Source organism: Roseobacter sp. N2S, from assembly GCF_031454055.1.
Classification (GTDB): Bacteria; Pseudomonadota; Alphaproteobacteria; order Rhodobacterales; family Rhodobacteraceae; genus Amylibacter.
In genome coordinates, this window is sequence record NZ_JAVDQB010000004.1 from 345,464 (window position 1) to 369,719 (window position 24,256).

Below are 24,256 nucleotides of genomic sequence, written 5' to 3' on the forward strand. Positions count from 1 at the left end.
TATGACCAACCGTTCCCTGACCCGCCCTGCCCTTTTGTGCGCACTTTTGCTGACCACGGCTTGTGCGCAGCGTGGCAATCTGGATGATCCGGCTTATGGCGGATTTTTCAATGGCATCGAAAATGTGTCCGACGGCACCTATGACGCACGGATCGCCACCCGCGAAGAGAAAGTCACGGCCCTGCAACAGCGCCAGCAACGCCTGTTGGCAGAACGCAATTCGCTGGGCCGTCAGGTTTCGGCCCATCAAAACGCACTGGCCCGTTTGCAACAGGATATTGTGGTGTCAAAAATCCGCATCGGCACCAGCAACATTGATCCCGCCACCCAAGCCCAGATCACAACCGCCCTGAACGCCAATCCAGGTGGGCAAACAGATGCCGAACGGCTGGCAAACCTGCAAAAAACCATCGCCAACACCCGCAAACTGGCGGAATCACTGGCGAAACTTGCAGGGTGAACCCTTCATGCGCTAAGTAACTTATCAACACGTACTGATTTTCCCATCAAAAGGCCTACCCCGTGAGCGACTCCTCAGAAACTGGCATCCTGTCCACGGGCGATGTGCTGAACAATACCTATGTGATTTCCGACATGATCGCCTCGGGCGGCACGGGCGAAGTTTACCGCGCCACCAATCGCGTGTCGGGCCGTGAAATTGCGGTGAAAATCCTGAAGGCCGAGTTTGCGCAGGACGAGCAATTCATCAACCTGATGAAGCGCGAGGCATCTGTCCTGCACGAAGTCGTGGACCCATCTGTGGTGCGCTATTACGATCTGCTCGAAAGCGATTCACACGGCGGATTTCTGTTCATTGTGATGGAATTCATCGAAGGCCAGTCGCTGGCGGATGAAATGAAAGACAAAGGCCCGCTGGACGAGGCAACCCTGCTGCATGTGGCGGAACGGGTGTTGCAGGGGCTGAAAGCGGCCCACGAAAAAAACGCTTTTCACCGCGATCTTTCGCCAGACAATATCCTGTTGCGCGGCGGGGATCCGGCGCAGGCCACATTGATCGACTTCGGCATCGCCAAGGATGTGAATGAAGGCGCAAAAACCGTTGTGGGCGGCGGGTTTGCGGGCAAATACCAATATGCCTCTCCGGAACAGATGGAAGGCCGCAGCGACGCGCGTTCCGATCTTTATTCCCTTGGCATGACCTTGATGGGCGCCTATCGCGGGCAATCGCCTAATGCGGGGTCGTCCCTGATGCAGATCATCAGCGCCAAGGCGGTGAAACCTGATATTTCCGATATGTCCGGCCCGCTGGCCGACCTTGTGTCGCGCCTTGTGGAACCTGATCCGGCAAACCGCCTGCAATCTGCTGAAAGTGCTTTGATCTTTCTGAAAAGCGGTGCGCCGCAAGCTGATGAAAAGACTGTGATTGTGTCCTCCGGCGCGCAGCGTGCAGCCCCTGGTCCGTCTACTGGCAAAGCGGCCATCGCCACATCCAAAGCCGATGCGCCCCCCGCTAAAAAATCTCGCACAGGGCTATATGCCAGTGTGGCCGTGGTTCTGGTGGCCCTTGGCGCCGGGGGCTGGTTCAGCGGGATTTTATCCCCAACCGACCCCGCCCCGGATACCCCAATCGCCGTTACAGATGGCACGGGTAGCAACCCGACCACGGGGCAAACCCCTGTTGTGGCTGACGCCCTGCCCCTTGCCGATCCGTTTGTGCTGACCATTGAACGCATCTCGCGGGATGATCCGCTGCGGGTGCTGGGCAATCTGCCCTCTGAAGACACGGTCCCCACCGTCACCACCCAATTGGAAGAAGGCCTGAACGCCTTTGCGGTGCTGACCGACATCACCCCCGCGCAGGGTGAACCTTTTGACGGGTGGAACGAAACAATCGTCAATGTGGCGCTTTTGTTTGGCCAATTGGATGCTTGGACCGTTTCAGCCAATGGCATGGACCTGATCCTGATCGCCAAAGCCCAGAACGAGTTGGAAAAAACCGCTCTTTTGAACGCCACACGCGGCGCGATTGAAGGCACAAATCTGACTATCGTAGACCGCATCGAAGTGGACGTTCCTTCGGTAAAATTCGACGAACTGAATGCCGGATTACAAGGCGTGTCGTCCTGTGGCCCGCTGACCCTGACGGGCGGCACGGATGGGATGATCGGCGCAACGGATACGCTGGCGGTGTCTGGCAAACTGGCGGTGGCCGCCGATATGACGCGGTTGCAAGCCTATCTTTCGCAAAATGCGCCGGGGCGGGATGTGAGTTCTGATATCGAAGTGCTGAACACTAGCGTTTGTTCTGTGTTGAAACTGCTGCCAGCGCAAATGTCACCCGATCTGAAAATCGCCTATAGCTATGGCACCAAACCGGATGCGGTTGACGGGGATATTTTCCGCATCGGCGAAAACCCGGTGATTGATATTCAACTGCCCAAAGACCGCACCGGCTTTTTGAATGTGGCCTTTGTGGATTTGGGCGAACAGGTGTTTCACCTGCTGCCCCATCAGGCACGCAAGGAAAACGATCTGCAAAAAATCGGCAGTGTTGATGGAGACACCCGCAGCGTGCGTGTGGCCTTTCCTGTGGATCAAGCTTCGATCGAGCAGCTAGGCTTTAAGGTGGTCGAACCCCTTGGCGCGAATATTCTGCTGGCGGTTGTGACTGATGCGCCGCTGTTTGATCAAACGCGCCCCCGCGCCGAAAGCAGCAGTGCCTTTATCGAGGCGTTGAACGGGCGTCTGGCGGGCCTGCCCGCCCAAGGCGCATTGGTCAATTATCGCGATCTGATGACGCTGGAATAATCCGCAACCGAACCGTTGCGATCTTTGCAAAGAGTGATTTTTTCAACATTGTGTTTTCCCTTTTCCTGCTAAATCAGCTAGAAATAGGGAAACACCCCCTTAAATTTTCAATTCACCCCTTTATGGGAGCCGTCCGATGACTTTTTACAAAACAACTGCCTCACTCGTTACCTTATTGGCCTTATTGGCACCATCTGTGCAGGCTGATGAAATGACTGCCGAAGACATCCTGCAACGGCTTCAGGCGCAGCGCAGCCGCACGCTTGGCTTTGTAGAGGCGTCAAAACCTGCCGGTGAAACTGGCGAGGAAACGGCTGTCACAATGGCACCTGTGGCACCAGTTGACGAAAGCGCAGGCAGCACTGCCCCGTCGGTCAGTTCCACTGGACTTACTTTACAAGCCAGCAGCAGTGACAATGGATCATCAGGCTTGCAACTAAATGCGACGCAAGATGCCACCAGCACACAAAGCGCGCCATCTGTCACAGCCACACAGGGCAATGAAACCATGCCAACCTTGGCGACAGCCCCTGCCACACCGCCTGAACAGCCCGCAATGCCGATGACCATCGACCTGACCATCTATTTCGATTTCGACAGCGCCTTGTTGCAGCCGAAATCGAAAACCCAGCTCACAGCTCTGTGCGCCGCGATCAAATCCGACACTGGCGAAGGGACTTATCAGATCATCGGCCACACCGACGCCAAGGGCAAAGCCAGCTACAACCAACGCTTGTCCCAAGCCCGCGCGGATGAAGTTGTGCGCTACATGACCAGTTCCTGTGGCATCGACGGTGCCCGCCTGAAAGCCGTTGGCGCGGGTGAAGGGCATCTGAAATTGCCAAAAGATCCCCAATCCCCCGAAAACCGTCGGGTCGAGGTTCAGGTCCTAAGCTAACCCAACTAGAAAAAATACACGCGGCTGCAGCATCCCCTGCGGCCGTTTTGCGTTGAACCACGTTTTGTTGAAGGATGCTTTGCGCTGCGTCCAAATATGTTTATGACTGCGGATAAACCTGACTTTAGTTTACGACAAACGGACCAAACCCAATGAGCAAACTGATCACTGTGCTGAACGGCCCCAACCTGAACCTTCTGGGCCAGCGCCAACCCGAAATCTACGGCCATGACACATTGTCAGATGTGGAAGCGGGCTGCGCAAAAGTGGCACAGGAATACGGTTTGCGATCCGAACTGCTGCAATCAAACCACGAAGGCGTTCTGGTTGATATGATCCAGAAATGCCGTGAAACATCGGCGGGTATTATCATCAATCCAGCCGCATATACCCACACCTCGGTGGCTATTCTGGATGCGCTGAACACCTTTGACGGGCCGGTGCTGGAAATCCACATTTCCAACATCCACCACCGCGAGGCATTCCGCCACACATCTTTTGTGTCAAAACGGGCAGATTCAGCGATTATCGGCATGGGGGTTCAAGGCTATTACCTGTGTATGCACCGGATGGGCACCCTGCTGGGCCAGTCAGCCTAGCAACTGCGGATCGACAGAATGCCGCATTCAGTCAGGAACACGCAAAAGCGCGCAGACCAACGGTGCCCCGCAAACCTGTCACCAGATCGCGCCACATCTGGTAAGTTTCTTAGAAAGCAATTGTATTCAATCGACTTGATCGCCCATACATACGCTCAAATTAAATAAATCCGTCAGAATTATAAAATGCCCCAAATTGAAGCTGTTAGAATAACGAACCAGATCGGGTTGAACTTCGAATTTGAATATCCCGAGCAGTTCGTTCTTTCCTATGACAATACGCTTGATTTACCGGGCTGGGATTATTTCGAACTGGGCGGATTGAACCTGTGGCGCGCGCCTGATGCCCGCACGAAACGTCTTTTTGACACCCAAGGTTACCCGCTCGGCTGGCTGCTCGGAGAGGCCGTGGACGGTGACGGCCAATACCTTAGCGACCCTGTTACCGTTCCCGTGTCTAACGTGACCGAAAACAGATCGCAGGCTGTCGAGGCATGGGTTGAGGCCTTGGCCGGGCGTTATGCCGTCATCCTTTTGAATGACAATGAGCCAAGGTTGTATCAGGATCCTATCGGGGATTTCTCGGTTGTTTGGGATCGGGAAACAGGCACCGTGGCGTCATCCGTTTTGTTGGCGCTTACCCGCCAATTGGAATGGAACGAAGATTTCGAGCGCCAAGGTGTGCTGGATGGGCAGGTCCATTTTTCACTGGGTCATACGGCGGATTCGCGGATCCAGAGGATGTTGCCAAACCACTATCTTGACCTGACAAGCTGGAAGCTGACACGGCACTGGCCCCGCCAAGATACAGATTTCGCAATTGATGACACTGACTTGGGAAAGCAAGTGGATGCGATTTCCGAACGGCTAACGTCTATCATGCGCGCCTTTGTAACAAATACATCCTGTTTACTGCCGATTTCAGGCGGGCGGGATTCCAGAAACCTGACGGGCGTGCTTGGTCCTGCGGCACAGTCATTGGTGGCGGGATTTGCTGTTAAATTTCACAAGATGTCACGGATCGACACTGAAATCGGCGCCGCAATCGCAAAGCGGATTGATGTTCCCTTCCTTGATCTTCCCAACGTGAAACCAACGCGCCCCCAAAGGCTGCGGTATTTTCGAAACACCGGATATGCGGATGGCGGCGCGCCGCTAAAACTGCTCGCCAGCCATATGGCACTGCCGCCTGGCAACTTGGTCCTGCGTGGCAACGCGATGGAGCTGCTGCGCGCCAATCAATGGAACAATGGCACAATCTGGCGCGATGGAGAGGTCAACACAGCCTTCGGGGTGCGGCGATTGCTTATTGGCAAGGGCACGGATGCCGAGTTAGCCAAATATGCACCTGAATACGAGGCTTGGGCCGACACAATTCCTGAAAATGCACGAAAGCGGCAATTGGACTTGGCATTTTGCGAACATTTGTTGCCCAACACCCTTGGCATTCGGCACTTTGGCCAAACGCAGAGTTTCTTTATTAACCCGTTTTCCTGCCGTCGGTTGATCCATTTGGCGATGCAAATTTCGCCCGAATTACGCACCGAAGATCACCCCAACAGGTTGTTGCTTGAACGCAACTGCGCCCATTTATCCGATATTCCGTTTGAAGGCGAAGTCGCCACTGGCGCTGTGATCCCAGACGCCTAAGGCCTGTCGGCTTAGCCAATTCAGACAGAATTGATTCGAGTCTTTTGGCACGACAGAAACGCGTCGCCCGACCAATTTTTGAAACAAAACAAAAATATTCCCGCCCTCTAAGGCTATGGCAGCCATGGCTTTTGCAGCCAGTTCCTGATTTTGCGACCGGCATCGTAATAGCAAGCTAACACGTTGTTTCAACTACGTAATTCATACAGCCAAACTCCTGATCAAAATATGAAATCAGTCTGGCTACGGCCTTACGCGCTGTAAGTTTGCGGACTCCAAATCTGCCCCTCCCTCAAAAACCCAGTGTTGACATGTGAATATTTTCTTCACTCTACTGGGCATATAAGAGAACAAGGTTCACATATATGAACAATACTGTAAAGTCCGCTGCACGGGTCCTTGATGTCCTTGAACTGCTTTCCAGCAGAACAGAGCCGATGCGACTGAACGAAATTGTCACGATTATGGGCATTCCGAAATCCAGTGCCTACGGGTTGATCACCACGCTCGTTGTGCGGGGATATGTGTCCAAAGACAGTGCCGATCGCTACACGCTTATCGAAAACTTTCGTCAGGGCTTTGGCTGGGTTGGCGGCTTTGAAGGTTTCCTGACATCCATTTCTGCCCCCATCGTCGAAGAAATCCGCGACAGGCTGGATGAAACCGTTTTTGTCTGTGTGCGCACAGAACAGCAAAACGCCCGACTGATCGCAAAGTCAGTCAGCCGCCAGCCGATCCGCTATGATGCCTCGGAACAAAGTTCACTGCCCGGGTATGGCACTGTGATGGGGCGGGTGTTGCTAGCATGGCAATCCCCTGAAAAAGTAGACGCCTATTTCGCCAAAACCGAACTGAAAGCCTTCAACGACAAGACACCGACCACCGAGGCTGAAATCCGCGCAGCGCTTGATAAAATTCGCGCAGATGGCTTTGGGACAATCGTTGATGAATACGCAACCGGTGGTGCCGGGATCGCGGCCCCGATCCGCAACGGTGCAGGTGAAGTTGTGGCCGTTCTAGACATCGCAACTGTCACCGCACGCTATCAATTGCGCAAGGATGACATGCTGGCGACCGTTCTTGAAGGCGCTGAACGCATCAGCCAGCGATTGGGCTATCGCACCCCTGAAACCCAAATTGCAAACCAGCAAAAAACTGGCGCACCTGCGCAAAACACTCAAGGAAATTCGTAATGGCATACCGCGTAGGCGTAGACATCGGAGGCACTTTTGCCGATTTTTGTGCATTCGACGAAACTGCGGGGCAGATGGGCACCGTCAAGGTTCTAACCACCCCTGACCAGCCCGGCCAAGAGGTCATTAACGGCTTGAAAGCATTGGAAGATCGCTTTGGCATTACGCCTTCGGATATTTCCTATTTCACCCATGGCACCACGGTTGGAATCAACGCGATTATTATGCGCAAAGGTATCCGCCTTGCCATGTTTACCACCGAAAATTTCTGCGATGTGCTGGAACTGGCGCGGCTGAAAATGCCGGACCCATATCACCTGTTATCCGCCCGCCCCGAACCGCTTGTCACCCGTGATCTGGTCTTTGGCGTGGCGGAACGGATGCTGGCAGATGGATCGGTTGACAGCCCGCTTGACCCCGAAAGCCTGAAAGCCGCCGTTGCCGCCGCGCAGGGCCGTGGCGCCGAAGGGATCGTGATTTCCTTCCTTCATTCCTATCGCAACCCTGCCCATGAACAACTGGCCAAACAATTGATCGCAGACATTGCACCCGAGATGCATGTGTTTTGCTCGCACGAAGTGCGCCCGATCATTCGTGAATATGAGCGGTCATCGACAGCGGTGATCCACGGTTATGTACAGCCCCGAGTGTCTGAATATCTAGGCGCATTGCAAGATGCGTTAAAAGGCATCGGCGTGGCCCCCGAACCGATGATCACCAAATCCAACGGCGGCATTATGTCGGTGGAAATCGGCAAAACCGCCTGTGTTGAAATGCTTCTATCCGGCACCGCCGCCGGTGTGATGGGGGCGGCCTTTGTGGCCCGAGCAGCCGGAGAGGACAAAGTCCTCAGCCTTGATATTGGCGGCACCTCTGCAGATGTGGCGATCATCACCGAGGGGCAGCCCGGCTATGGCATGAACGAAGTCGTTGGCGATTTCCCGATCTATGTGCCAACTGTTTCCGTCACTTCCATCGGCGAAGGCGGCGGTTCCATTGCACGGATTGACGCGGCGGGGTTGCTGACAGTTGGCCCTGACAGCGCAGGATCCACCCCCGGCCCTGCAGCCTATGGGCGGGGCGGCACCGAAGCAACGATCACCGATGCCTTTGTCACACTGGGCCTGCTGGATCTGTCCGCCCTTGGCTATGGTATGGTTTCAGTGGACCGCGAAAAAGCCGTTTCCGTGATCCAGCCCCTTGCTGACAAATTAGGTTCAACCCTAGAAGCAACGGCCGAAGGCATCATCGGCATTGCCGTGTCTGGCATGTTCCGCGAGGTGACCAAACTGTGTTCCCGCCGCGGCATTGATGTGCAGGATTTCAGCCTGTTGGCCTTTGGCGGCGGTGGCCCGATGATGGCGTGTTTTCTGGCCCGTGATCTTGGGATGAAACGGGTGATTGTGCCCTCCTCCCCTGGGGTATTGTCTGCACTTGGCGGGTTAACCGCCGATGTGCGCAATGATTTCACACAAACCGCTTACTACGATCTGCACCCGTCAAATGCGCCGCGTATGGCCGACACCGTGGCCCGCCTTAGCGAAAAAGCCCGCCGCTGGATGGTCGAAGATCAGCAGTATGAAGGCACGCCCGTCTTTCATGCCGCTGGCGAAATGCGTTATCGCGGCCAGAGTTTTGAAATTGAAGTACCGATTGATCCCGCCGCGCTGAAATCCCGTGACATCACCCCGATTGCCGAGGCCTTTCACGCCGAACACCGCCGTCTTTATGGTCACGCAGACACTGACGCACCGATCCAGATCATTGCGATCAACCTTGTGGTGACGGGCCATTCCGCCAAACCAACCCTGCCCAAAGGCACAGTTCAGCCCCATGCGGTGGTGGCCGCAAACACCATGCGTGCCTTTGTGGATGGCGCCCCTTGCGAGGTCGCCTTGTACAACCGCGCAGATTTGCCCCCTGGTGCGAATTTCACCAGCCCCTGTGTCATCGCCCAAGACGACACAACGACCATCGTTCCCGCAGGTTTCGCAGGCACAGTGGACGCATATGGCAACCTGATCCTCACGCTTACGGAGACCCAAAATGCGCACTGATCCTGTCACGCTTAAGGTGCTTGAAAACCACGCGCAGGCCGTGGCCGAAAGCATGGCCTACACCCTGTTTCGCACCGCACATTCCACTTTTGTCAAAGAAACCGAAGATTTCACCACAGGTCTGACCACTCCGTCAGGCATGACCTTTGCATCGCCCCGCGATCTGGGGGCCACTTGGTTCATCGGGCTGGATTACAAAGGCGCGATCGAAATGATCGGCGACTACGAAGAAGGCGATATTTGCGTTACCAATGATCCTTACTCGGGGTTTGTCTGTTCGCATACGCCCGACATGCACATCTGGAAGCCGATTTTCTGGGAAGGCGAGATCGTCGCCTTTGCAGTTGGCCACATCCACAACACCGATATGGGCGGCGCGGTTCCCGCATCCCTGTCGCGGGCCAATACGGAAATCCACCAAGAAGGTATTCGTTTCGCCCCGACCAAACTGGTCAGCGGCGGCGTGATGAACCAGCAGCTTGTGGACACGATGACCCTGAATGTGCGCATGCCGGATCAGAACCGCGGGGATTTAAACGCGCAAATCGCTGCGGTGAACACTGGTGAAGCCAAAATGCACGATATGATCCGCAAATTCGGCGTGGATGTGGTGAAAAACGGCATCGAAGACCTGCTGGACGTGGCTGAATCCCGCGCCCGCGCGGTGATTTCCAACCTGTCCGACGGCGATTTCCGCTTTGTGGATTATCTGGACGAAGACGGCCCGAACGGTGTGCCGGTGCGGCTAGAACTGACCCTCAAAATCCGCGGCGACAGTGTGGTGATGGATTTCACCGGATCTGATCCACAGCTGAAATCTGCGCTGAACATGCCCACGGGGGGCAATCCGCGCCATATTCTGCTGATGGTCGGGCTGAATTACTGCCTGTATACCCTAGACCCTTCGATCCCGCTGAACGGCGGCATCCTGCGGGCGGCCACCTGCATTGTGCCTGAAGGCACCGTGCTAAACCCGCAACACCCTGCCGCCGTTGGCATGCGGTCCCTGACTTGCGGGCGGTTGCAAGGGGTTGTGATGGGCGCGTTTCATGCAGCCGCACCTGATCGCCTGCCCGTTGGGGCGGCGGGCGGTGGTGGTATCGTCAACGTCAAAACCTTTGATGCGCGCTCGGGCAAACTGTCTATGGCCTCCATCGACCCTGTAACGGGGGGGGCTGGTGGGTCGGCCAAAGGCGACGGCACGGATGGGTCGGGCGCAAATTCGGCTTTCCTGAAAAACACACCTGTTGAAATTAACGAAGTCGAAGTGCCGATAAAATTCCGCCGCTACGGGTTGGTCCCTGATTCAGGGGGTGCGGGTACGGCGCGGGGCGGCATGGCCACGGAACTGGAAGTCGAGGTGTTCACCCCTGACACCGTAATCACCGCACGCAACCGCGACCGGTCAATCTTTGCGGCATGGGGCGGCGCGGGCGGAGAGCCGGGTGCGCCGTCCCGTTTCACCCATATCACACCGGATGGCGGGCGGATCGACCTTGGCAACACCGATGTTGTTCCGCTCGGGCCTGGCGATGTTTTTAACCTGACATCTGGCGGCGGCGCAGGGTTCGGAGACCCGTTCGCGCGGCCTGTTGATCTGGTGGTGCGAGATGTGTTGCGCGGCGCGGTCACGCCAAATGCAGCGCGGAAGAACTACGGCGTTGTAGTAGATCAGGAGGGCGTTCTGGACGGCGCAGCGACTGCGGAACTGCGCGGCGCATATGTGGCCCCGCCCGCTGAAACCTACAGCTATAACGCCAACCGCCGCGACTTTGAAGCGATCTGGACAGATGCAAATTACGCAGCCCTGACACAAGCCCTGACCTTGATGCCTGTCCACTGGCGGCATTTTGTCAAACATGCGGTGTTTGAACGGATCGCAGTCCTGCCCGCCGCAGAACGGCGCGGCGATGGGACCGAAGTTTGGGCGGCAATCGAAGCAGTCAAAACCCGCGTTCCCGGTCTTGCCAGTTCCATGACATTACAGGAGGCCGCAGAATGATCAGCTTTGATTACACAGGCCAAACCGTGCTGGTCACCGGCGCTGCGCGGGGTATCGGGGCCGCCATTACCGCCGAATTCATGGCGGCAGGTGCCACCGTGATCGCGGCAGACATCCTTGGGGATGAATTGGCTGCACTGGCCAAAACACACGCAGGCCTACAGACCGAAGTGATTGATCTGGGGGATTTTTCCGCAGTGAAAGAGCGGTTTGCCAATCTTGCCCCTGACATAGTTATCACCGCCGCAGGTGGTGTGCGGGGGCAATCGGCCAAACCTTTGGACGAAGTCACCGACGCAGAATGGCTTTCGATTTACGATGGCAACGTCATGTCCGTTCTGCACACCATGCGTGCAGTGATCCCCGCAATGAAGGCACGGGGATCGGGGCGGATCATCACGATTTCTTCGGGTGCGGGGCTGAAACCCAGTCTGACGGGTATCCAGTCTTATTGCTCTGCCAAACACGGGCTGATCGGCTTGACCCGCCAGATGTCTTTGGAACTTGGCCCCTTTGGCATCACCGTCAATTCCGTGGCGCCGGGGTTCTTGCGCACCTCGCCTGATTATGAACGCCAATGGGCGGGCTACGGCGCCGAAGGCCAGAAACGCATGTTGTCAAACATCGCCATGCGGCGGCTCGGCGACCCCAGCGACATTGCCGCCGCCTGCGCCTTTCTCGCCTCTGATCGGGCGGGGCTTATCACCGGGCAGGTTTTGCCCGTCACCGGACACCCTTTCCCCTAGGAGCATGACATGACGAAATCCGATAACCCTTGGGAATGGCCCGAAGAAACATGGCGCGGCAAAGTGGACCGCGTTCGCGCTGGCCAGACCTTGAAACCGACAGCATGGCCTAACGGTGCGCGCTGTGCGGTGGCTGTATCCTTTGATGTGGACCATGAAACCAACGAATTGCGCGATGGCGGTGAATCCATCAGCGCCATGAGCCGTGGCCAATATGGCAACCGTCAGGGCATTCCGCGGGTGATGGACGTCATCCGCCGCCATGACATTAAAGCCAGCTTTTATGTGCCCGCCGTGGTCGCCCAGCTATACCCTGACGAAACCCGTATGTTTGTCGCCGAGGGCCATGAGGTCGGCATCCACGGCTGGATACACGAACGAAATTCTGTTCTGCCAGCCGATGTAGAGCGGGATCTGCAAATGCGATCCGCTGATATGTTGGAAAAAATCTCGGGCAAGCGCCCCGTTGGCATCCGCACGCCGTCTTGGGACTTTTCCCAATCCACCTTGGAAATTACCCGCGATATGGGGCTGATTTATGACAGTTCCCTGATGGGCGACGTGGATTGTTATCACCTGTTATTGGACGGCGTGGACACGGGTGTGATCGAACTGCCTGTGGAATGGATCCGCGATGATGCGGTCTATTTCAATATGAACCGCTTCTCTGCCCTGCGCCCTTATACTCCGCCAGAGGCTGTTTTTGACGTGTTCCGCCGCGAATTTGAGGCCGCCTATGACGAAGGCGGGCTGTTCCAACTGACAATGCATCCTCATGTGACGGGCTACCGCTCTCGGATCTGGATCTTTGAAGACATCGTTCGGTTGGCCAAAGACAAAGGCGACGTTTGGTTCGCCACCCATGCCGAGATTGTGGAGTGGGTGAAGGCCAACACCTAACCCGTTTCCCAAATGGTCCACAGCAAGGGCCCCTGTTGCACCGGAACTTCCGGTGCCGCCAAAAACACTAAAAAACACCTAACAATCATTGTTTACAACAGAGAGGATAAGCCATGAAACCGACCATATTAGCACTATGTTCAGCGCTTGCGCTGGCAAGCCCGACACTTGGGGTTGCACAGGACCGTTACGTCCATGCCAATAACTCAGGGTATGATACCCTTGATCCCCACACCGTATTTGACGTGGCCCGCGTGGCCACCCGTTTGAACTTTTACGACGGGTTGTACCGCTGGGTGGATAACCCGCCAAAGCTGATCCCCTGGCTAGCCAAGGATCACACCGTTTCCGAAGACGGTCTGACATGGACCTTTAACCTGCGCGACGATGTCACCTTTCACGATGGCAGTCTGATGACCGCGCAGGATGTGGTCTATTCAACGGAACGGCTTTTGGCTCTGAAACGGGGCGCAGGTTCGTTGTTGTTGCCAATGATTGATCCGGGCCAGACTGTGGCGCTGGACGACAAAACAGTTGCCTTCACGCTAAAAGAACCTTCGGCCATTTTTGCATCATTGGTGCCTAATATTCTGATCGTGAATTCCAAAGTCGTGCAGGAAAACGAAGTTGATGGCGACATGGGTCAGAAATATATGATCGACCATATTGCTGGCACAGGGTCTTATACCCTGAAACGCTATGACCCTGCCCGTGGCTTTGTGGGCGAACGCTACGCCGAGCATTTTGCCGGCTGGGGTGAAAAATACTTCGACGAGATCGAATTCCGCACGGTTCTGGAAACCAACACCCGTATCCAAGGCTTGATGCGCGGCGATTACCAAGGGCTTGACGGCTATCTTGCACCGGATCAGGTAGAACGTTTGCGCAGCGACGAAGATGTGCAGATCAACGAACAGGAATCCATGCGCGTTTATCACATTGCGATGCACAACGGACGTGCGCCGCTGGATGATAAAAACTTCCGCATGGCTATGGTTCATGCCTTTGATTATGACGGATATATCAACGAAATCATGCAAGGCACGGTCGCACGCAATCCCACCATCGTTCCGGGCAATCTTTGGGGCGCACCTGATGTACCAGGCTATACCTACGACCTTGTGAAAGCCAAGGAATACCTTGATGCCTATAAGGCAGAGCATGGCGATGAAATCCGCACGCTCAAGATCGGTACATTGGCCGGTTTTTCCGAGACCGAGCAAACCGCAGCCCTGATGCAAAACGGGTTGGCCCAACTGGGGATCAACGTGGAAATCGAAAGCTCTCCGTGGCCGGTGATTTCATCCAACATGCAGAACCCCGAAACCATGCCAGACATGGTGCCATATTGGAAATCCACCTATTATGTGGATCCCAACAACTGGGTCGGCGAACTTTATGCCAAACGCTATGCCCCGACCCGTAACGTGTCTTCCTATATGAACAACGAAGTTGATGCCCTGTTGGAAGAAGCATTGGTGATCACCGATCAGGATGCGCGGGAAAAGCTGTATAAAGAGGCCACCAAAGAAATCTACGATGACGCCGCTGGCATCTGGATTTACAATACCAAATGGTTTGGCCCCTATGCGTCTAATGTGAAAAACGTCCGTTTCTGTCCTGTCGGCAACGGGCAAGACATGCGCTGGGCCTACCTCGAAAATTAACGCCAATTACCTCCTGACGCTGCCGCGATCCACCCGTTTGCGGCAGCGTCTCCTCCCTCTTCTTTAGACCACCCGACCAAATGGAGGTCCCCTTATGCGCCGACTGGAAATCATCCTGTCCCGCCTTGTCTGGTTCATACCCACGCTTTTCGGTCTCGTCTTTGTTGTCTTCTTTATTTCCAATGTCATCCCGACAGACCCTGCGCGGATCGTTGCAGGGGAAAATGCGACCGAGGTTCAGGTTCAGGCGCTGCGGGTTGAAATGGGGCTGGATCAACCGCTTTATGTACAGTTCACCCGCTATATCGCCGATTTGGCGACCGGAGATTTGGGCAAAAGCCTTTACACCCAGCGCGCTATTTCCGACGACCTGTTACACCGTCTACCTGCCACTCTGGAACTGACCTTTGCCGCAATGATCATATCCATCGGTATCGGGGTCCCTTTTGGGGTGATATCGGCAGTGAAACGAAACTCTTTCGTGGATCAAACCCTGCGGGTTCTTTCAGTCTCGGGGCTGGCAGTGGCCAGTTTCTGGCTGGCAATGGAATTGCAGATGTATTTTTCCACGAAACTTGGCTGGACCCCGTTGAACGGGCGGATCGGCGGCTGGGGGCCGGACGAAATCACCGGCTTTTACGTGATCGATTCAATCCTTGCCGGCGATTGGGAGTCGCTTTGGGATACTATCGTCCACATGCTGCTGCCCGCAACAACATTGGCGCTGCCTGCGGCCGCCACGCTAGTGCGATTTACCCGCGCGGGCGTTCTGGAAGTGATCAATTCCAACTTTGTACTTTACGAGCGCGCCATGGGGTTTCCTACGCCGCTGATCATCTGGAAATACGTGCTGCGCAACGCGCTTATTTCAACAGTCACCCAGATCGGCCTGATCTTTGGCGCGCTGTTTTCCGGTGCTGTTGTGGTGGAAGCTGTGTTCGACTGGCCCGGCCTTGGCACCTATGCGGTGCAGTCGATCCTGCAATCCGACACAAAAGCAATTCTTGGTTTTTCTATCGTCGTCGGCGTGGTGTTCATCGGAGTGAACCTGCTTGTCGATATTATTCACACCTTCATCGACCCAAGGACAATCCAATGAACGTGCTGAAACAACTTTTATCCGACCGAGCTGCCAGCCTTGGGGCGGCGATTATCCTTGGGCTTGTGCTGATCGCAATCCTTGCCCCTTGGATCGCGCCCTACCCCGAAGATGTAACGGCATTCCACCTGAGCGAACGACTGCAACCGCCCTCGGCCGAGCATCTGTTTGGCACTGACCGCATGGGATCTGATGTGTTCTCGCGTATCTTGTTTGGCGCGCGGATCACTATTTCCATCGCCGTAATCGCGGTGGGTGTATCCGTCGTCATCGGTGTGCCAATCGGCTTGGTAGCAGGCTATTACGGGGGTTTTGGCGGCGGTTTTCTGATGCGCACCTCGGATGTTTTTCTGGCCGTGCCCCAGATTGTACTGGCCATTGCCATCGCGCAAACCCTTGGGCCGTCAGTGGAAAATGTCATCCTTGCACTGTCTTTGACCTATTGGCCCTTTTGGGCACGGTTGGTTTATGCGGAAACCAACACCCTGAAAAAACAAACCTTTGTCGAAGCCGCCAAAGCGCTGGGTGCCTCGGATTACCGGGTCATGGTTTTGCATATCCTGCCCAATACCGCCTCGGCGATCATCGTGCGCACGTCCATCGGGATGGGGGCAACCATTCTGACCGCCGCAGCACTTGGTTTTCTGGGCTTGGGCGCACCACCGCCAACGCCTGAATGGGGCCGCACCATTTCCGAAGCACGGGAATACCTGCCCGAAGCATGGTGGTACGCCGCAGCACCCGGCCTTGCGATCTTCCTTGTGGTCATGGGGTTCAACCTGTTGGGCGACGGGCTGCGCGATATTCTGGACCCGAAACTTAGAAAGGGCAGCAGATGAACGACCCACTTTTGACAGTCGATGCCATATCATTGGGATTTCACAATGGCGGCAGTTTTGCTCATATTCTGGACGGGGCCAATCTGGAAATGAACCGCGGCGAAATCATGGGGCTTGTGGGGGAAAGCGGCTGTGGCAAGACCACGCTGGCCAGCGCGATCCTTGGAGTCTTGCCGCGCAGTGCATTGGAAATCAAATCCGGCGCGATCACCTTTGACGGGGTCGACATGGTCGATCCCGCCTGTCACGCCCAACAGGAATCCATTCGGGGCCGACGGGTGACATTCATTCCGCAAGACCCGTTCACCTCGCTTAATCCGGTATTTACCATCGGTCAGCAGATCGAGGATTTGATGAAATGGAAATCCCCGCGCCGCCCGCTTGGGCAATCGCGCTGGCCCTCGCTGCTGCACCCCTATCCCCGCGCGCGGCGCAAGATCGACCGAGAGAAGATCCTTGAAATGCTGTCGCTGGTTCAATTGCCCCGCCCTGATCAACTGCTCAAGAAATACCCCCATGAGGTTTCGGGCGGTCAGCGGCAACGCCTGATGATCGCTATGGCACTGTTACCAGAACCCGACCTGATCATCGCGGACGAACCCACCACGGCGTTGGATGTGACAATTCAGGCGCAAATCCTCGGGTTGTTGCGCGGGCTTGCCACCGATCGCGGCGTGGCGGTGATGCTGACAACCCACGACTTGGGCTCAGCCTATGAAATTTGCGACCGGATCACCGTGATGTACGCAGGTCAGGACGTTGAAGTCGCGCCGGTTGATGAATTTTTCAACCGTCCCTCCCATCCTTACACGTCTAAACTGCTGGCATCGCGGCCTGAAGGAAATGGCGGGATGATGGGCATACCTGGGGAACTGCCCAGTTTTTATGCGCCCCCTTCGGGATGCCGCTTCCAGACCCGATGCGACCGCGCAACCGAGGCCTGCCAGATGCGCCCGCCCAGCAATCTTGCCAGCCCGAACCATATCGTGCGCTGTTTCCACCCGCTGGAAAGCACGACACCTGCAACTGAAATACCAGCGGCCGTATTAAAGGAGTCACGCGGATGACTGACATACCTGTCCCCCCCACCCTTGACGCCCCGCTCCTTACCGTAAGTGACCTGTCTGTGCGGTTTCCGATCCGTGGTGCCTTCGGACGCAACCTTGGGGAAATCAAAGCGCTGGATCATGTCAGCTTTGACCTTGCGCAAGGGGAAATCCTCGGCCTTGTCGGGGAAAGCGGCTGTGGGAAATCCACCTTGGGCAAGACCCTGATGGGCATTCAGGCCCCCAATGACGGGTCGATTTTGTTCAAAGGCCAGCAAATCGCAGGCCGCACCCCGCGTGAGGCCCGTGAATTGCGCCGCACCTTGCAATACGCCTATCAAGATCCCGGTGCCTCGCTTGATCCGCGCTGGAAAATCGGCAAATCCCTAGAAGAGCCGCTGATCATCCACACCGACCTGCCACGGGCGGAGCGCCTTGAAAAAGTCCGCGAAATCCTGACATCTGTGGGCTTACCTGCGGGCCATACCGAGTTGTTTCCCCATGAAATTTCGGGCGGGCAACAGCGACGGGTGGGTCTTGCCCGCATCTTGATGCTGAACCCAGAAGTTATCATCCTTGATGAACCAACAGCGGGGTTGGACGTATCGGTCCAAGCCACCGTTCTGCGCCTGTTTCATGATCTGCGCGATACGTTTGACCTGACCTATATCTTTATCTCCCACGACCTGTCTGTGGTGCGCCTGGTGTGCCATCGGGTCGCCGTGATGTATCTTGGGCGTATCGTAGAGGTCGGTCCTGTCGAAACTCTGATGGACTCCCCCAAGCACCCTTATACCCAGTCGCTTCTGGCTGCGATCCCACGGATCAACGGGCCACGGGTGACCGAAAACTTCTGGCTCGAAGGGGAACCTGCCGATGCCTCTAAACTGCCGCAGGGCTGTCGGTTTCAGGGCCGTTGCCCCCACGTGCAGCCCCTCTGCCGCCAACAAGATCCCGCAGACAAAACAATCGGCGATCAAACTGTTGCCTGCCATTTTGCAGGCGAACTCTCTCCTCCAACTGCCAAGAAAAGACAAACAGCATGAAAAAAACAGCCATCATCACAGGCGGCGGACGCGGCATTGGCCGTGGCTGCGCCCATGAGCTTTGCCGTCAAGGCTGCGATATCGTCCTTGTAGACCTTATCCCCGCCGATCTGGCCCGCACCAAAGCCGAGATTGAGGATATGGGCGCAACCTGCCGCACCTTTGTGGCGGATGTGGCCGATTTTGCCCGCGCCCATGACATTGTTGCCGAAGTCGAAGCCGAAACCGGCCCCGTTGCAGTGCTTGTGAACAACGCAGGCAAATCCAACACCAATGGCATCACGGAAATCACCGAAGACTCGTTTGACCGCACCATCGCCATCAATTTGAAAGGCGCGTTTAACTGGACCCATGCCGTGGCCCCGGGCATGATGAAAGCCAAACAAGGACGCATCGTGATGATGTCTTCGCTTAATGCCCATAGCGGCGGCGTGACCAGTGCGATTTCAAAATTTTCATACACCACTGCAAAAGCTGGCTTGTTGGGCATGACCAAGGCGTTGGCCAAAGAAATGGCCCCTCATGTGCTGGTCAATGCGGTCTGTCCGGGGGTGATCGAAACCGAAAGTTCCAACGATATGATCCGCGCACGCAAAGATGAACTGGTGCGTGGCATCAGTCTGGGCCGCACCGGAACCCCCGCAGATGTGGCCCAAGTGGTGGCCTTCCTTGCCTTGTCCGAACCGTGCTTCGTCACAGGACAGGACGTCAAGATCGACGGCCTGCAATGGATCAGCTAAAGCTGGCGGCGACTTTTCAATCGTCAAAGGCCAAGATGTTGCAAAACAACTGCCCCGTGCAAAGGCTTGCCCCCTGATGGAAGCCCGCAAACAATCTGCCCCCGCTTGGGTGCCCTTGGTGATCACAATAACGCTGGTCCAAGCGGTTTTGGCACTGATGAGCCGCACCCTGCCCCTGTTTGGTATGCCCCTGACACAATCCACCGGAATGGAACCTGAAGCCGTTGGCCAACTGTCTTCTGCCACCAGCCTTGGCTCTATGTTGTTTTTCCTCTGGGGGCCTGCGTTATTGGCGCGCTTGCCATCAATCCGCCAGTTGCAGTTGGGCTGTGCGCTAAGCGCTGCCGCCATGCTGTTCTGTGCGGCGGGCCATTGGCAGGGATTGTTGCTGGCGGCATTTGTGATCGGGCTTGGTTATGGCCCTTCGGCCCCTGCGGGATCGGATCTGTTGATGCGCGTAACCCCAAAACGCAGGCGGGCAACGATCTTCTCTATCAAACAAGCCGGCGTTCCCTTGGGCGGGCTTGCCGCTGGATTGGTACTACCCGCCATTGCCGCCCATTTTGGCGGTGTCGGCGCGGCCCTGACCACCGCCGCCCTCCTTGCACTGGCCGCCGCCGCGGCACTAGGTTTTTGGAAAGGAACGGTCGAGGATGCACCCACTGCCCGCCCTGCCATTTCATTTCGCCACATGCTGCTCGCGCCAGTACGATTGATGGGCCTGCTGCTACGTTCGCGCCAGTTGCGGTTGATCACTGCGGCGGGATTTTGCCTTGGCATTGCGCAGGGGGTGATTATGGGGTTTTTCCCGGTCTTCCTGTCAGATCACGCAGGCTGGTCGCTTGTGGCAAGCGGCGCGGCTTTTGCGGTGCTGCAAGCTTTGGGCGTGGGGGGCCGCGTGGTGATGGGCTGGCTGTCCGACCGGATCGCAGACCCCATTCGCGCCCTTGCAGGACTGTGTTTCGCCTCTGGCCTAACCATGCTGTTGCTCACCACAATCGGACCTACATCCTCTACCGTTTGGGTCGTCATACTTTCAGCCCTTGCAGGCATCACAGTTGTTTCGTGGAACGGCGTTTTCCTGACCGGCCTTGCAGAAACCGCCCCCGAAGGCCGCGTCGGCGAAATCACGGCAGGCGGAACCTTTGTCTTGTTTGGCGGCTATGTTTTATGCCCGCTCTTGATGCAGGCTTTGGTCACGCTGACGGGCGGCTATGCCACGGGACTAATCCTAGCCGGGCTTGCCCCTGCCGCAGCGGGGGCCGCCCTGACATTTGGCGCAAGACGGCATTCAGCCTGATGTAGCGGGCCGCCAATCCTAAGGCGATCAGATAACCGGCCGATGGGCTTTATTGCTACCCTTATGTGCTTTTGCTTTGTTTTTTAAAGACAAATAATGCGGCTGGCGCTGTGCCTTTTCTTCGAGAAGCTGCTTCATCGTTTTCTTTGGCGGTGTTTTTTCGTCTTTTTTATCGGTCATTTTGGTACTTTCTAAAAATCGGGCTAATGTCTGGTGACGCATTTTCACCCCAAGTGTCAAATTCCGACGATCAACACCAGCGATACCACCCGTTTACCACATTTCGCAGGCTTCAAGGCAAAATTGGAACCGAACGGTGGAAAAGTTTCAAAGCTCTGCAAGCAAACCCGTAAAACAACAGAAACAAGAAACCTTTGGTGCGGCCGAGAAACGCCAACACCATGCTTCATGGCATTGCATTCAGGTGCAAATGTACTAGTAATACAAGGGACTTGAACCGCCCCATCGCATCATACAGACGCACCAGAACGCACCCAAGCGCGACAAAATTGATGGGCCAATTGATGGGCTGAGGAAATGGCCAGACAACGAAACAAACTCACAACCCTGCAAACTAAAAAGCCCGTGCTCGACACCATTTCAGATGGCGGTGGGCTTTATCTTGTCCGGGACAAGTGGATCTACCGCTTCTCTCTGAATGGGCGGCGGCGCGATATGGGCCTTGGCGCCTTGGCGACTGTCAGCCTCTCAGACGCTCGCAGAAAACGCGACAGGTGGGAAGCCTATGTTTTGGACGGATCAGATCCTATTGCAGAGCGCGAGCGCCAGAGAGAAGAAGCAAGACGGGAACAGAACAAAGCTGATCCCACTTTGACAGAAGTCACCGCGACTGTATTTGAGGCAATCAAAGCTGGACTACGCGGAGAAGGAACTTCTGGGCGTTGGCTATCCCCTCTCGATCTTCACGTTTTGCCAAAGATCGGACACATCCCAATTTCCAAGATACACCAGACAGATATACGGAATGCACTCTCGCCGATATGGAAAACCAAACACCCCACAGCCGAAAAAGCGATTCAACGCCTAGGAAAAGTGTTCAAATCCGCGCGTTTGATGGGAATGGATTGCGACCCGTTCATTGTAGACGCCGCGAAATATATGTTGGGTGAAGTCTATCATGTGACGCAAAACCACCCATCCTGTGCCTGGCAGGATGTCCCTGCCCTATATGCCCAGTTTAACAAAAAAAGCTCGATCCATTGGGCGCTGCGGTTCCTAACGCTGACCTGTGTTCGTATTGGCGCAGCCAGACAGGCCCGATATTCAGAAATCGAAGGCGATTTGTGGACCATCCCTGCCGAACGTATAAAAGCTAAAATATCTCAAGAACGCGAGTTTCGTGTTCCATTATCTTCCGAGGCAATGGCAATTGTCGCCGAAGCGTCCAAATATGCCGAGAACGATTTCATTTTCCCCAGCGTTCGCGGCCGCCCTGTATCCGATCAAGGAATGGAAAATGTCTTCCGTAACATTGATGGTGCCGGCACGCCGCACGGGCTTCGCAGTAGCTTTAGGACGTGGGTGCAGGACACTGACGCTGCAACGTTCGAGGTGGCGGAAACTGCATTGGGGCATGTTGTAGGAGAAAAAGTGGAGCGATCTTATGCACGGTCCGACCTATTAGACCGTCGCCGCATTCTTATGGAAACTTGGTCAGGCTATGTAACCGGAAAGTAATCCGCTAAGGTGCTCCCTATCCGCGTCACAATGAATAAGAAAATTCTATCAATTTGGCTGTTCCGAAAAGACGGACGTGGAAAAATTAACCAAAAAGATCGTGCCAACGCCAAGTTCGCTTTCATAGTCGATCGTGGCATTGAACTACTCCCCATTAGTTGGACAGGATCTGGCAAAAATTAAGCTACTTTTTTGCACCTGCTGATCGAGGTTGGTTGTTTCGTTTCTCTGCCAATAGACCACGGCAGGTGGTCGGCCGCCAAGTGCAGAATGCGGACGCTTGTGATTGTAGAACTCGATCCACTTTCTGACGCCAGCGTTTGCTTCTGATCCGGTCTCCCAAGCATGCAGATAGACGCATTCGTATTTCAGAGACCGCCACAGCCGTTCGACTAATATGTTCGACTAATATGTTGTCCATGAACCGGCCTTTGCCATGTATTACCGGCAAGTGATTGCATGCAATCACTGAGAGGCATCGAGATGCGCACGTTTGCGCGCCGTAATCGATCGGTCCATGCGAATGACGTGAACTGGCTGCCTTGGACGCCCTTCTAAGTGTCAAGCGGCGATCTGAACCTGATTGATTTGTTTGTGGCGGCGGGCGATGACGTTGAAGATCTCACGTGCAATGTATCGTTTAACACAACGGATTAGCGTACTATCCTTGGAACGTTGGCAGGCGCAACTTTTTGAGGTGATGTTGCAGAAGGATTTGAGGGGCTTCGGTCATGCCGCGGTTCCTCCCATAAGGCTCATGTAGCTGGCTGGATGTGTCGTACCTACATTTGCCTTTGGCAAGTATGGATAGAAGTCCAAATCCAATCGCGGTGGCCGCGTCTCAACACGGCACAGCACAAGATGTTTTACGGCGTCGTAACCAATCGCGCCCAGATCAATAGCATGCTGGATCGCACCCTGCACAACATCCATCTCAAAGGTTTCCAGCAGGCGTAGGACTTGAACATATTCCCGCTTGCCCGGCTTACCCATTCTGGCTTCAAGCAGTCGATGTAGGGTGGCGAAGACATCCGGTAGATCCCACCCCTGCAAAGGGGCGGCTTGATCTAAGGCGCCAACCTTCTGCTCAATCAAAGGCAGGAAGTGGAGCAGATCAAAGATCATATCCGCTTTGGCATAGGACCGCTGATGCCGCGCAATCACCTCATTGCCACAGCCAATAATAACCTCATGTACAAACCCACGCATGTGGACATCATGGTGGGCATAAGCCACGGGGACAGAATAATCGTTGCCGCGATAGCGCACCATCGAGATTGATGTGGCCCGCGTACTGACATGGTCGCAAGCCTCATACTCTGCGACAGGCAATCCCATCAAAACCTCAGTATCGGAGGCCAAACGTTGACCTATGGTTTGGCTGTGACCACGCAATTTTTCCCCCTGACGTGCTAAACATCTCTGTTCCAGATGCGCACTTAAATCGTCAAAGCGTTCGTAACGCGGCGCGGGCACCATGAAGTTGCGGCGCGTATATCCAACCATGCCCTCAACGTTGCCTTTATCGTTTCCTCGCGCTGGTTGTGTGACGCTGCTTTTTGATTACGGATTTGTCCGTTCGTAGTATCTCATCAATGACACCGACATAATCATCAAGGGTTGGACGACGTGGTGCTTCTGACCGGCGATATCCTGGTGGTAATTCATGCCGCAGCATCTTCGCTATCGTTTTACGATCCTTGTTGAAATGACGTGCAGCTTCTCGAGCAGACATGCCGTCCTTCAAGCAAGCACGACGCACACGATTATAAATATCCACAGAATACATCTCCCGCCCTCCGAATAAACGAAGGACACAAACTGGCGGAATTTTACTCCGCTACAACTGCGATACGCAGCCGCTTCTGTGGCCCATTATTGCTCCCCGTTTTACAGTTGGGGGCAGAGCAAATTGAATAGCCCCTAGTATTGTAGACGCTTTCTTCCCTAATTTTGAGGCAAGGAGGCCGTTATGGGGAAGCCAAATTTCAGTGAAGATTTCAAGCG

At 55.4% G+C, this 24,256-nt stretch carries 19 protein-coding genes and 2 pseudogenes; 18 read left to right on the forward strand and 3 right to left on the reverse strand.

The genetic code is table 11. The features are described from left to right. Position 1 precedes the first annotated feature (1 nt). The 17 genes from GGE09_RS12745 (at position 2) to GGE09_RS12825 (ending at position 20,551) form a co-directional block, all read left to right on the forward strand. Entirely contained in the window at positions 2–460 is a 459-nt protein-coding gene (locus GGE09_RS12745; RefSeq protein WP_309746515.1) for a hypothetical protein, read from the forward strand. Positions 461–522: 62 nt separating this feature from the next. Beyond that, entirely contained in the window at positions 523–2,769 is a 2,247-nt protein-coding gene (locus tag GGE09_RS12750) for a serine/threonine-protein kinase (RefSeq protein WP_309746516.1), read from the forward strand. A 136-nt stretch (positions 2,770–2,905) separates the two neighbouring features. Then, positions 2,906–3,667 (forward strand): OmpA family protein, encoded by a 762-nt coding sequence (locus GGE09_RS12755; RefSeq protein WP_309746517.1) that lies wholly within the window; start codon positions 2,906–2,908, stop codon positions 3,665–3,667. A gap of 152 nt (positions 3,668–3,819) precedes the next feature. Further along, on the forward strand, positions 3,820–4,266 hold the full coding sequence (aroQ, locus tag GGE09_RS12760) for a type II 3-dehydroquinate dehydratase (RefSeq protein WP_309746518.1): 447 nt from the start codon (positions 3,820–3,822) through the stop codon (positions 4,264–4,266). Between the two features lie 186 nt (positions 4,267–4,452). Then, positions 4,453–5,916, forward strand: coding sequence for a hypothetical protein (locus GGE09_RS12765; protein WP_309746519.1), 1,464 nt, complete (start codon positions 4,453–4,455; stop codon positions 5,914–5,916). A 365-nt stretch (positions 5,917–6,281) separates the two neighbouring features. Further along, positions 6,282–7,109 (forward strand): IclR family transcriptional regulator, encoded by an 828-nt coding sequence (locus tag GGE09_RS12770; protein WP_309746520.1) that lies wholly within the window; start codon positions 6,282–6,284, stop codon positions 7,107–7,109. Continuing rightward, complete coding sequence (locus GGE09_RS12775; RefSeq protein ID WP_309746521.1) at positions 7,109–9,166, forward strand: hydantoinase/oxoprolinase family protein; 2,058 nt, start codon at positions 7,109–7,111, stop codon at positions 9,164–9,166. Before GGE09_RS12770 ends, GGE09_RS12775 begins: the two co-directional genes overlap by 1 nt. After that, positions 9,156–11,168 (forward strand): hydantoinase B/oxoprolinase family protein, encoded by a 2,013-nt coding sequence (locus tag GGE09_RS12780; RefSeq protein WP_309746522.1) that lies wholly within the window; start codon positions 9,156–9,158, stop codon positions 11,166–11,168. Before GGE09_RS12775 ends, GGE09_RS12780 begins: the two co-directional genes overlap by 11 nt. Continuing rightward, positions 11,165–11,914 (forward strand): SDR family NAD(P)-dependent oxidoreductase, encoded by a 750-nt coding sequence (locus GGE09_RS12785; RefSeq protein WP_309746523.1) that lies wholly within the window; start codon positions 11,165–11,167, stop codon positions 11,912–11,914. The genes GGE09_RS12780 and GGE09_RS12785 overlap by 4 nt, the downstream gene beginning before the upstream one ends. Positions 11,915–11,923: 9 nt before the next feature. Further along, positions 11,924–12,814: a polysaccharide deacetylase gene (locus tag GGE09_RS12790; RefSeq protein WP_309746524.1), complete on the forward strand. Its 891-nt coding sequence runs from the start codon at positions 11,924–11,926 to the stop codon at positions 12,812–12,814. 113 nt (positions 12,815–12,927) lie between these two features. Continuing rightward, positions 12,928–14,481 carry an ABC transporter substrate-binding protein gene (locus GGE09_RS12795; protein ID WP_309746525.1) on the forward strand — a complete coding sequence of 518 codons (1,554 nt, stop codon included), beginning with the start codon at positions 12,928–12,930 and terminating at the stop codon, positions 14,479–14,481. A gap of 94 nt (positions 14,482–14,575) precedes the next feature. Continuing rightward, positions 14,576–15,580, forward strand: coding sequence for an ABC transporter permease (locus GGE09_RS12800; RefSeq protein ID WP_309746526.1), 1,005 nt, complete (start codon positions 14,576–14,578; stop codon positions 15,578–15,580). Next, positions 15,577–16,419 carry an ABC transporter permease gene (locus GGE09_RS12805; RefSeq protein WP_309746527.1) on the forward strand — a complete coding sequence of 281 codons (843 nt, stop codon included), beginning with the start codon at positions 15,577–15,579 and terminating at the stop codon, positions 16,417–16,419. Before GGE09_RS12800 ends, GGE09_RS12805 begins: the two co-directional genes overlap by 4 nt. Then, entirely contained in the window at positions 16,416–17,486 is a 1,071-nt protein-coding gene (locus tag GGE09_RS12810) for an ABC transporter ATP-binding protein (protein ID WP_309746528.1), read from the forward strand. The genes GGE09_RS12805 and GGE09_RS12810 overlap by 4 nt, the downstream gene beginning before the upstream one ends. Further along, a complete protein-coding gene (locus GGE09_RS12815; protein ID WP_309746529.1) occupies positions 17,483–18,511 on the forward strand; it encodes an oligopeptide/dipeptide ABC transporter ATP-binding protein in 1,029 nt (342 codons plus the stop codon). Before GGE09_RS12810 ends, GGE09_RS12815 begins: the two co-directional genes overlap by 4 nt. Further along, complete coding sequence (locus tag GGE09_RS12820) at positions 18,508–19,251, forward strand: SDR family NAD(P)-dependent oxidoreductase (protein WP_309746530.1); 744 nt, start codon at positions 18,508–18,510, stop codon at positions 19,249–19,251. Before GGE09_RS12815 ends, GGE09_RS12820 begins: the two co-directional genes overlap by 4 nt. 76 nt (positions 19,252–19,327) lie before the next feature. Next, the gene (locus tag GGE09_RS12825) at positions 19,328–20,551 is read left to right on the forward strand and encodes an MFS transporter (RefSeq protein ID WP_309746531.1); all 1,224 of its coding nucleotides are present in this window, start codon (positions 19,328–19,330) and stop codon (positions 20,549–20,551) included. 27 nt (positions 20,552–20,578) lie between these two features. On the opposite strand, the gene GGE09_RS12830 is transcribed toward GGE09_RS12825, so the two are convergent. After that, positions 20,579–20,731 (reverse strand): hypothetical protein, encoded by a 153-nt coding sequence (locus GGE09_RS12830; protein WP_309746532.1) that lies wholly within the window; start codon positions 20,729–20,731, stop codon positions 20,579–20,581. A gap of 357 nt (positions 20,732–21,088) precedes the next feature. Here GGE09_RS12830 and GGE09_RS12835 point away from each other — a divergent pair, with 357 nt between their 5' ends. After that, positions 21,089–22,249: an integrase arm-type DNA-binding domain-containing protein gene (locus GGE09_RS12835; RefSeq protein ID WP_309746533.1), complete on the forward strand. Its 1,161-nt coding sequence runs from the start codon at positions 21,089–21,091 to the stop codon at positions 22,247–22,249. Between the two features lie 144 nt (positions 22,250–22,393). Here GGE09_RS12835 and GGE09_RS12840 read toward each other — a convergent pair. Together GGE09_RS12840 and GGE09_RS12845 are read right to left on the reverse strand one after the other, a co-directional pair. Next, a pseudogene (locus GGE09_RS12840) lies at positions 22,394–22,794 on the reverse strand (transposase); the annotation flags it as partial. A gap of 184 nt (positions 22,795–22,978) precedes the next feature. Further along, positions 22,979–24,038, reverse strand: a pseudogene (locus GGE09_RS12845) (Mu transposase domain-containing protein). Between the last annotated feature and the right edge of the window lie 218 nt (positions 24,039–24,256).

Coding starts and splice junctions, on each gene's coding strand:
- GGE09_RS12745 (WP_309746515.1), top strand. CDS start 2: ATGACCAACCGTTCCCTGACCCGCCCTGCCCTTTTGTGCGCACTTTTG.
- GGE09_RS12755 (WP_309746517.1), top strand. CDS start 2,906: ATGACTTTTTACAAAACAACTGCCTCACTCGTTACCTTATTGGCCTTA.
- aroQ (WP_309746518.1), top strand. CDS start 3,820: ATGAGCAAACTGATCACTGTGCTGAACGGCCCCAACCTGAACCTTCTG.
- GGE09_RS12765 (WP_309746519.1), top strand. CDS start 4,453: ATGCCCCAAATTGAAGCTGTTAGAATAACGAACCAGATCGGGTTGAAC.
- GGE09_RS12770 (WP_309746520.1), top strand. CDS start 6,282: ATGAACAATACTGTAAAGTCCGCTGCACGGGTCCTTGATGTCCTTGAA.
- GGE09_RS12775 (WP_309746521.1), top strand. CDS start 7,109: ATGGCATACCGCGTAGGCGTAGACATCGGAGGCACTTTTGCCGATTTT.
- GGE09_RS12780 (WP_309746522.1), top strand. CDS start 9,156: ATGCGCACTGATCCTGTCACGCTTAAGGTGCTTGAAAACCACGCGCAG.
- GGE09_RS12785 (WP_309746523.1), top strand. CDS start 11,165: ATGATCAGCTTTGATTACACAGGCCAAACCGTGCTGGTCACCGGCGCT.
- GGE09_RS12790 (WP_309746524.1), top strand. CDS start 11,924: ATGACGAAATCCGATAACCCTTGGGAATGGCCCGAAGAAACATGGCGC.
- GGE09_RS12795 (WP_309746525.1), top strand. CDS start 12,928: ATGAAACCGACCATATTAGCACTATGTTCAGCGCTTGCGCTGGCAAGC.
- GGE09_RS12800 (WP_309746526.1), top strand. CDS start 14,576: ATGCGCCGACTGGAAATCATCCTGTCCCGCCTTGTCTGGTTCATACCC.
- GGE09_RS12805 (WP_309746527.1), top strand. CDS start 15,577: ATGAACGTGCTGAAACAACTTTTATCCGACCGAGCTGCCAGCCTTGGG.
- GGE09_RS12810 (WP_309746528.1), top strand. CDS start 16,416: ATGAACGACCCACTTTTGACAGTCGATGCCATATCATTGGGATTTCAC.
- GGE09_RS12815 (WP_309746529.1), top strand. CDS start 17,483: ATGACTGACATACCTGTCCCCCCCACCCTTGACGCCCCGCTCCTTACC.
- GGE09_RS12820 (WP_309746530.1), top strand. CDS start 18,508: ATGAAAAAAACAGCCATCATCACAGGCGGCGGACGCGGCATTGGCCGT.
- GGE09_RS12825 (WP_309746531.1), top strand. CDS start 19,328: ATGGAAGCCCGCAAACAATCTGCCCCCGCTTGGGTGCCCTTGGTGATC.
- GGE09_RS12830 (WP_309746532.1), bottom strand. CDS start 20,731: ATGACCGATAAAAAAGACGAAAAAACACCGCCAAAGAAAACGATGAAG.
- GGE09_RS12835 (WP_309746533.1), top strand. CDS start 21,089: ATGGCCAGACAACGAAACAAACTCACAACCCTGCAAACTAAAAAGCCC.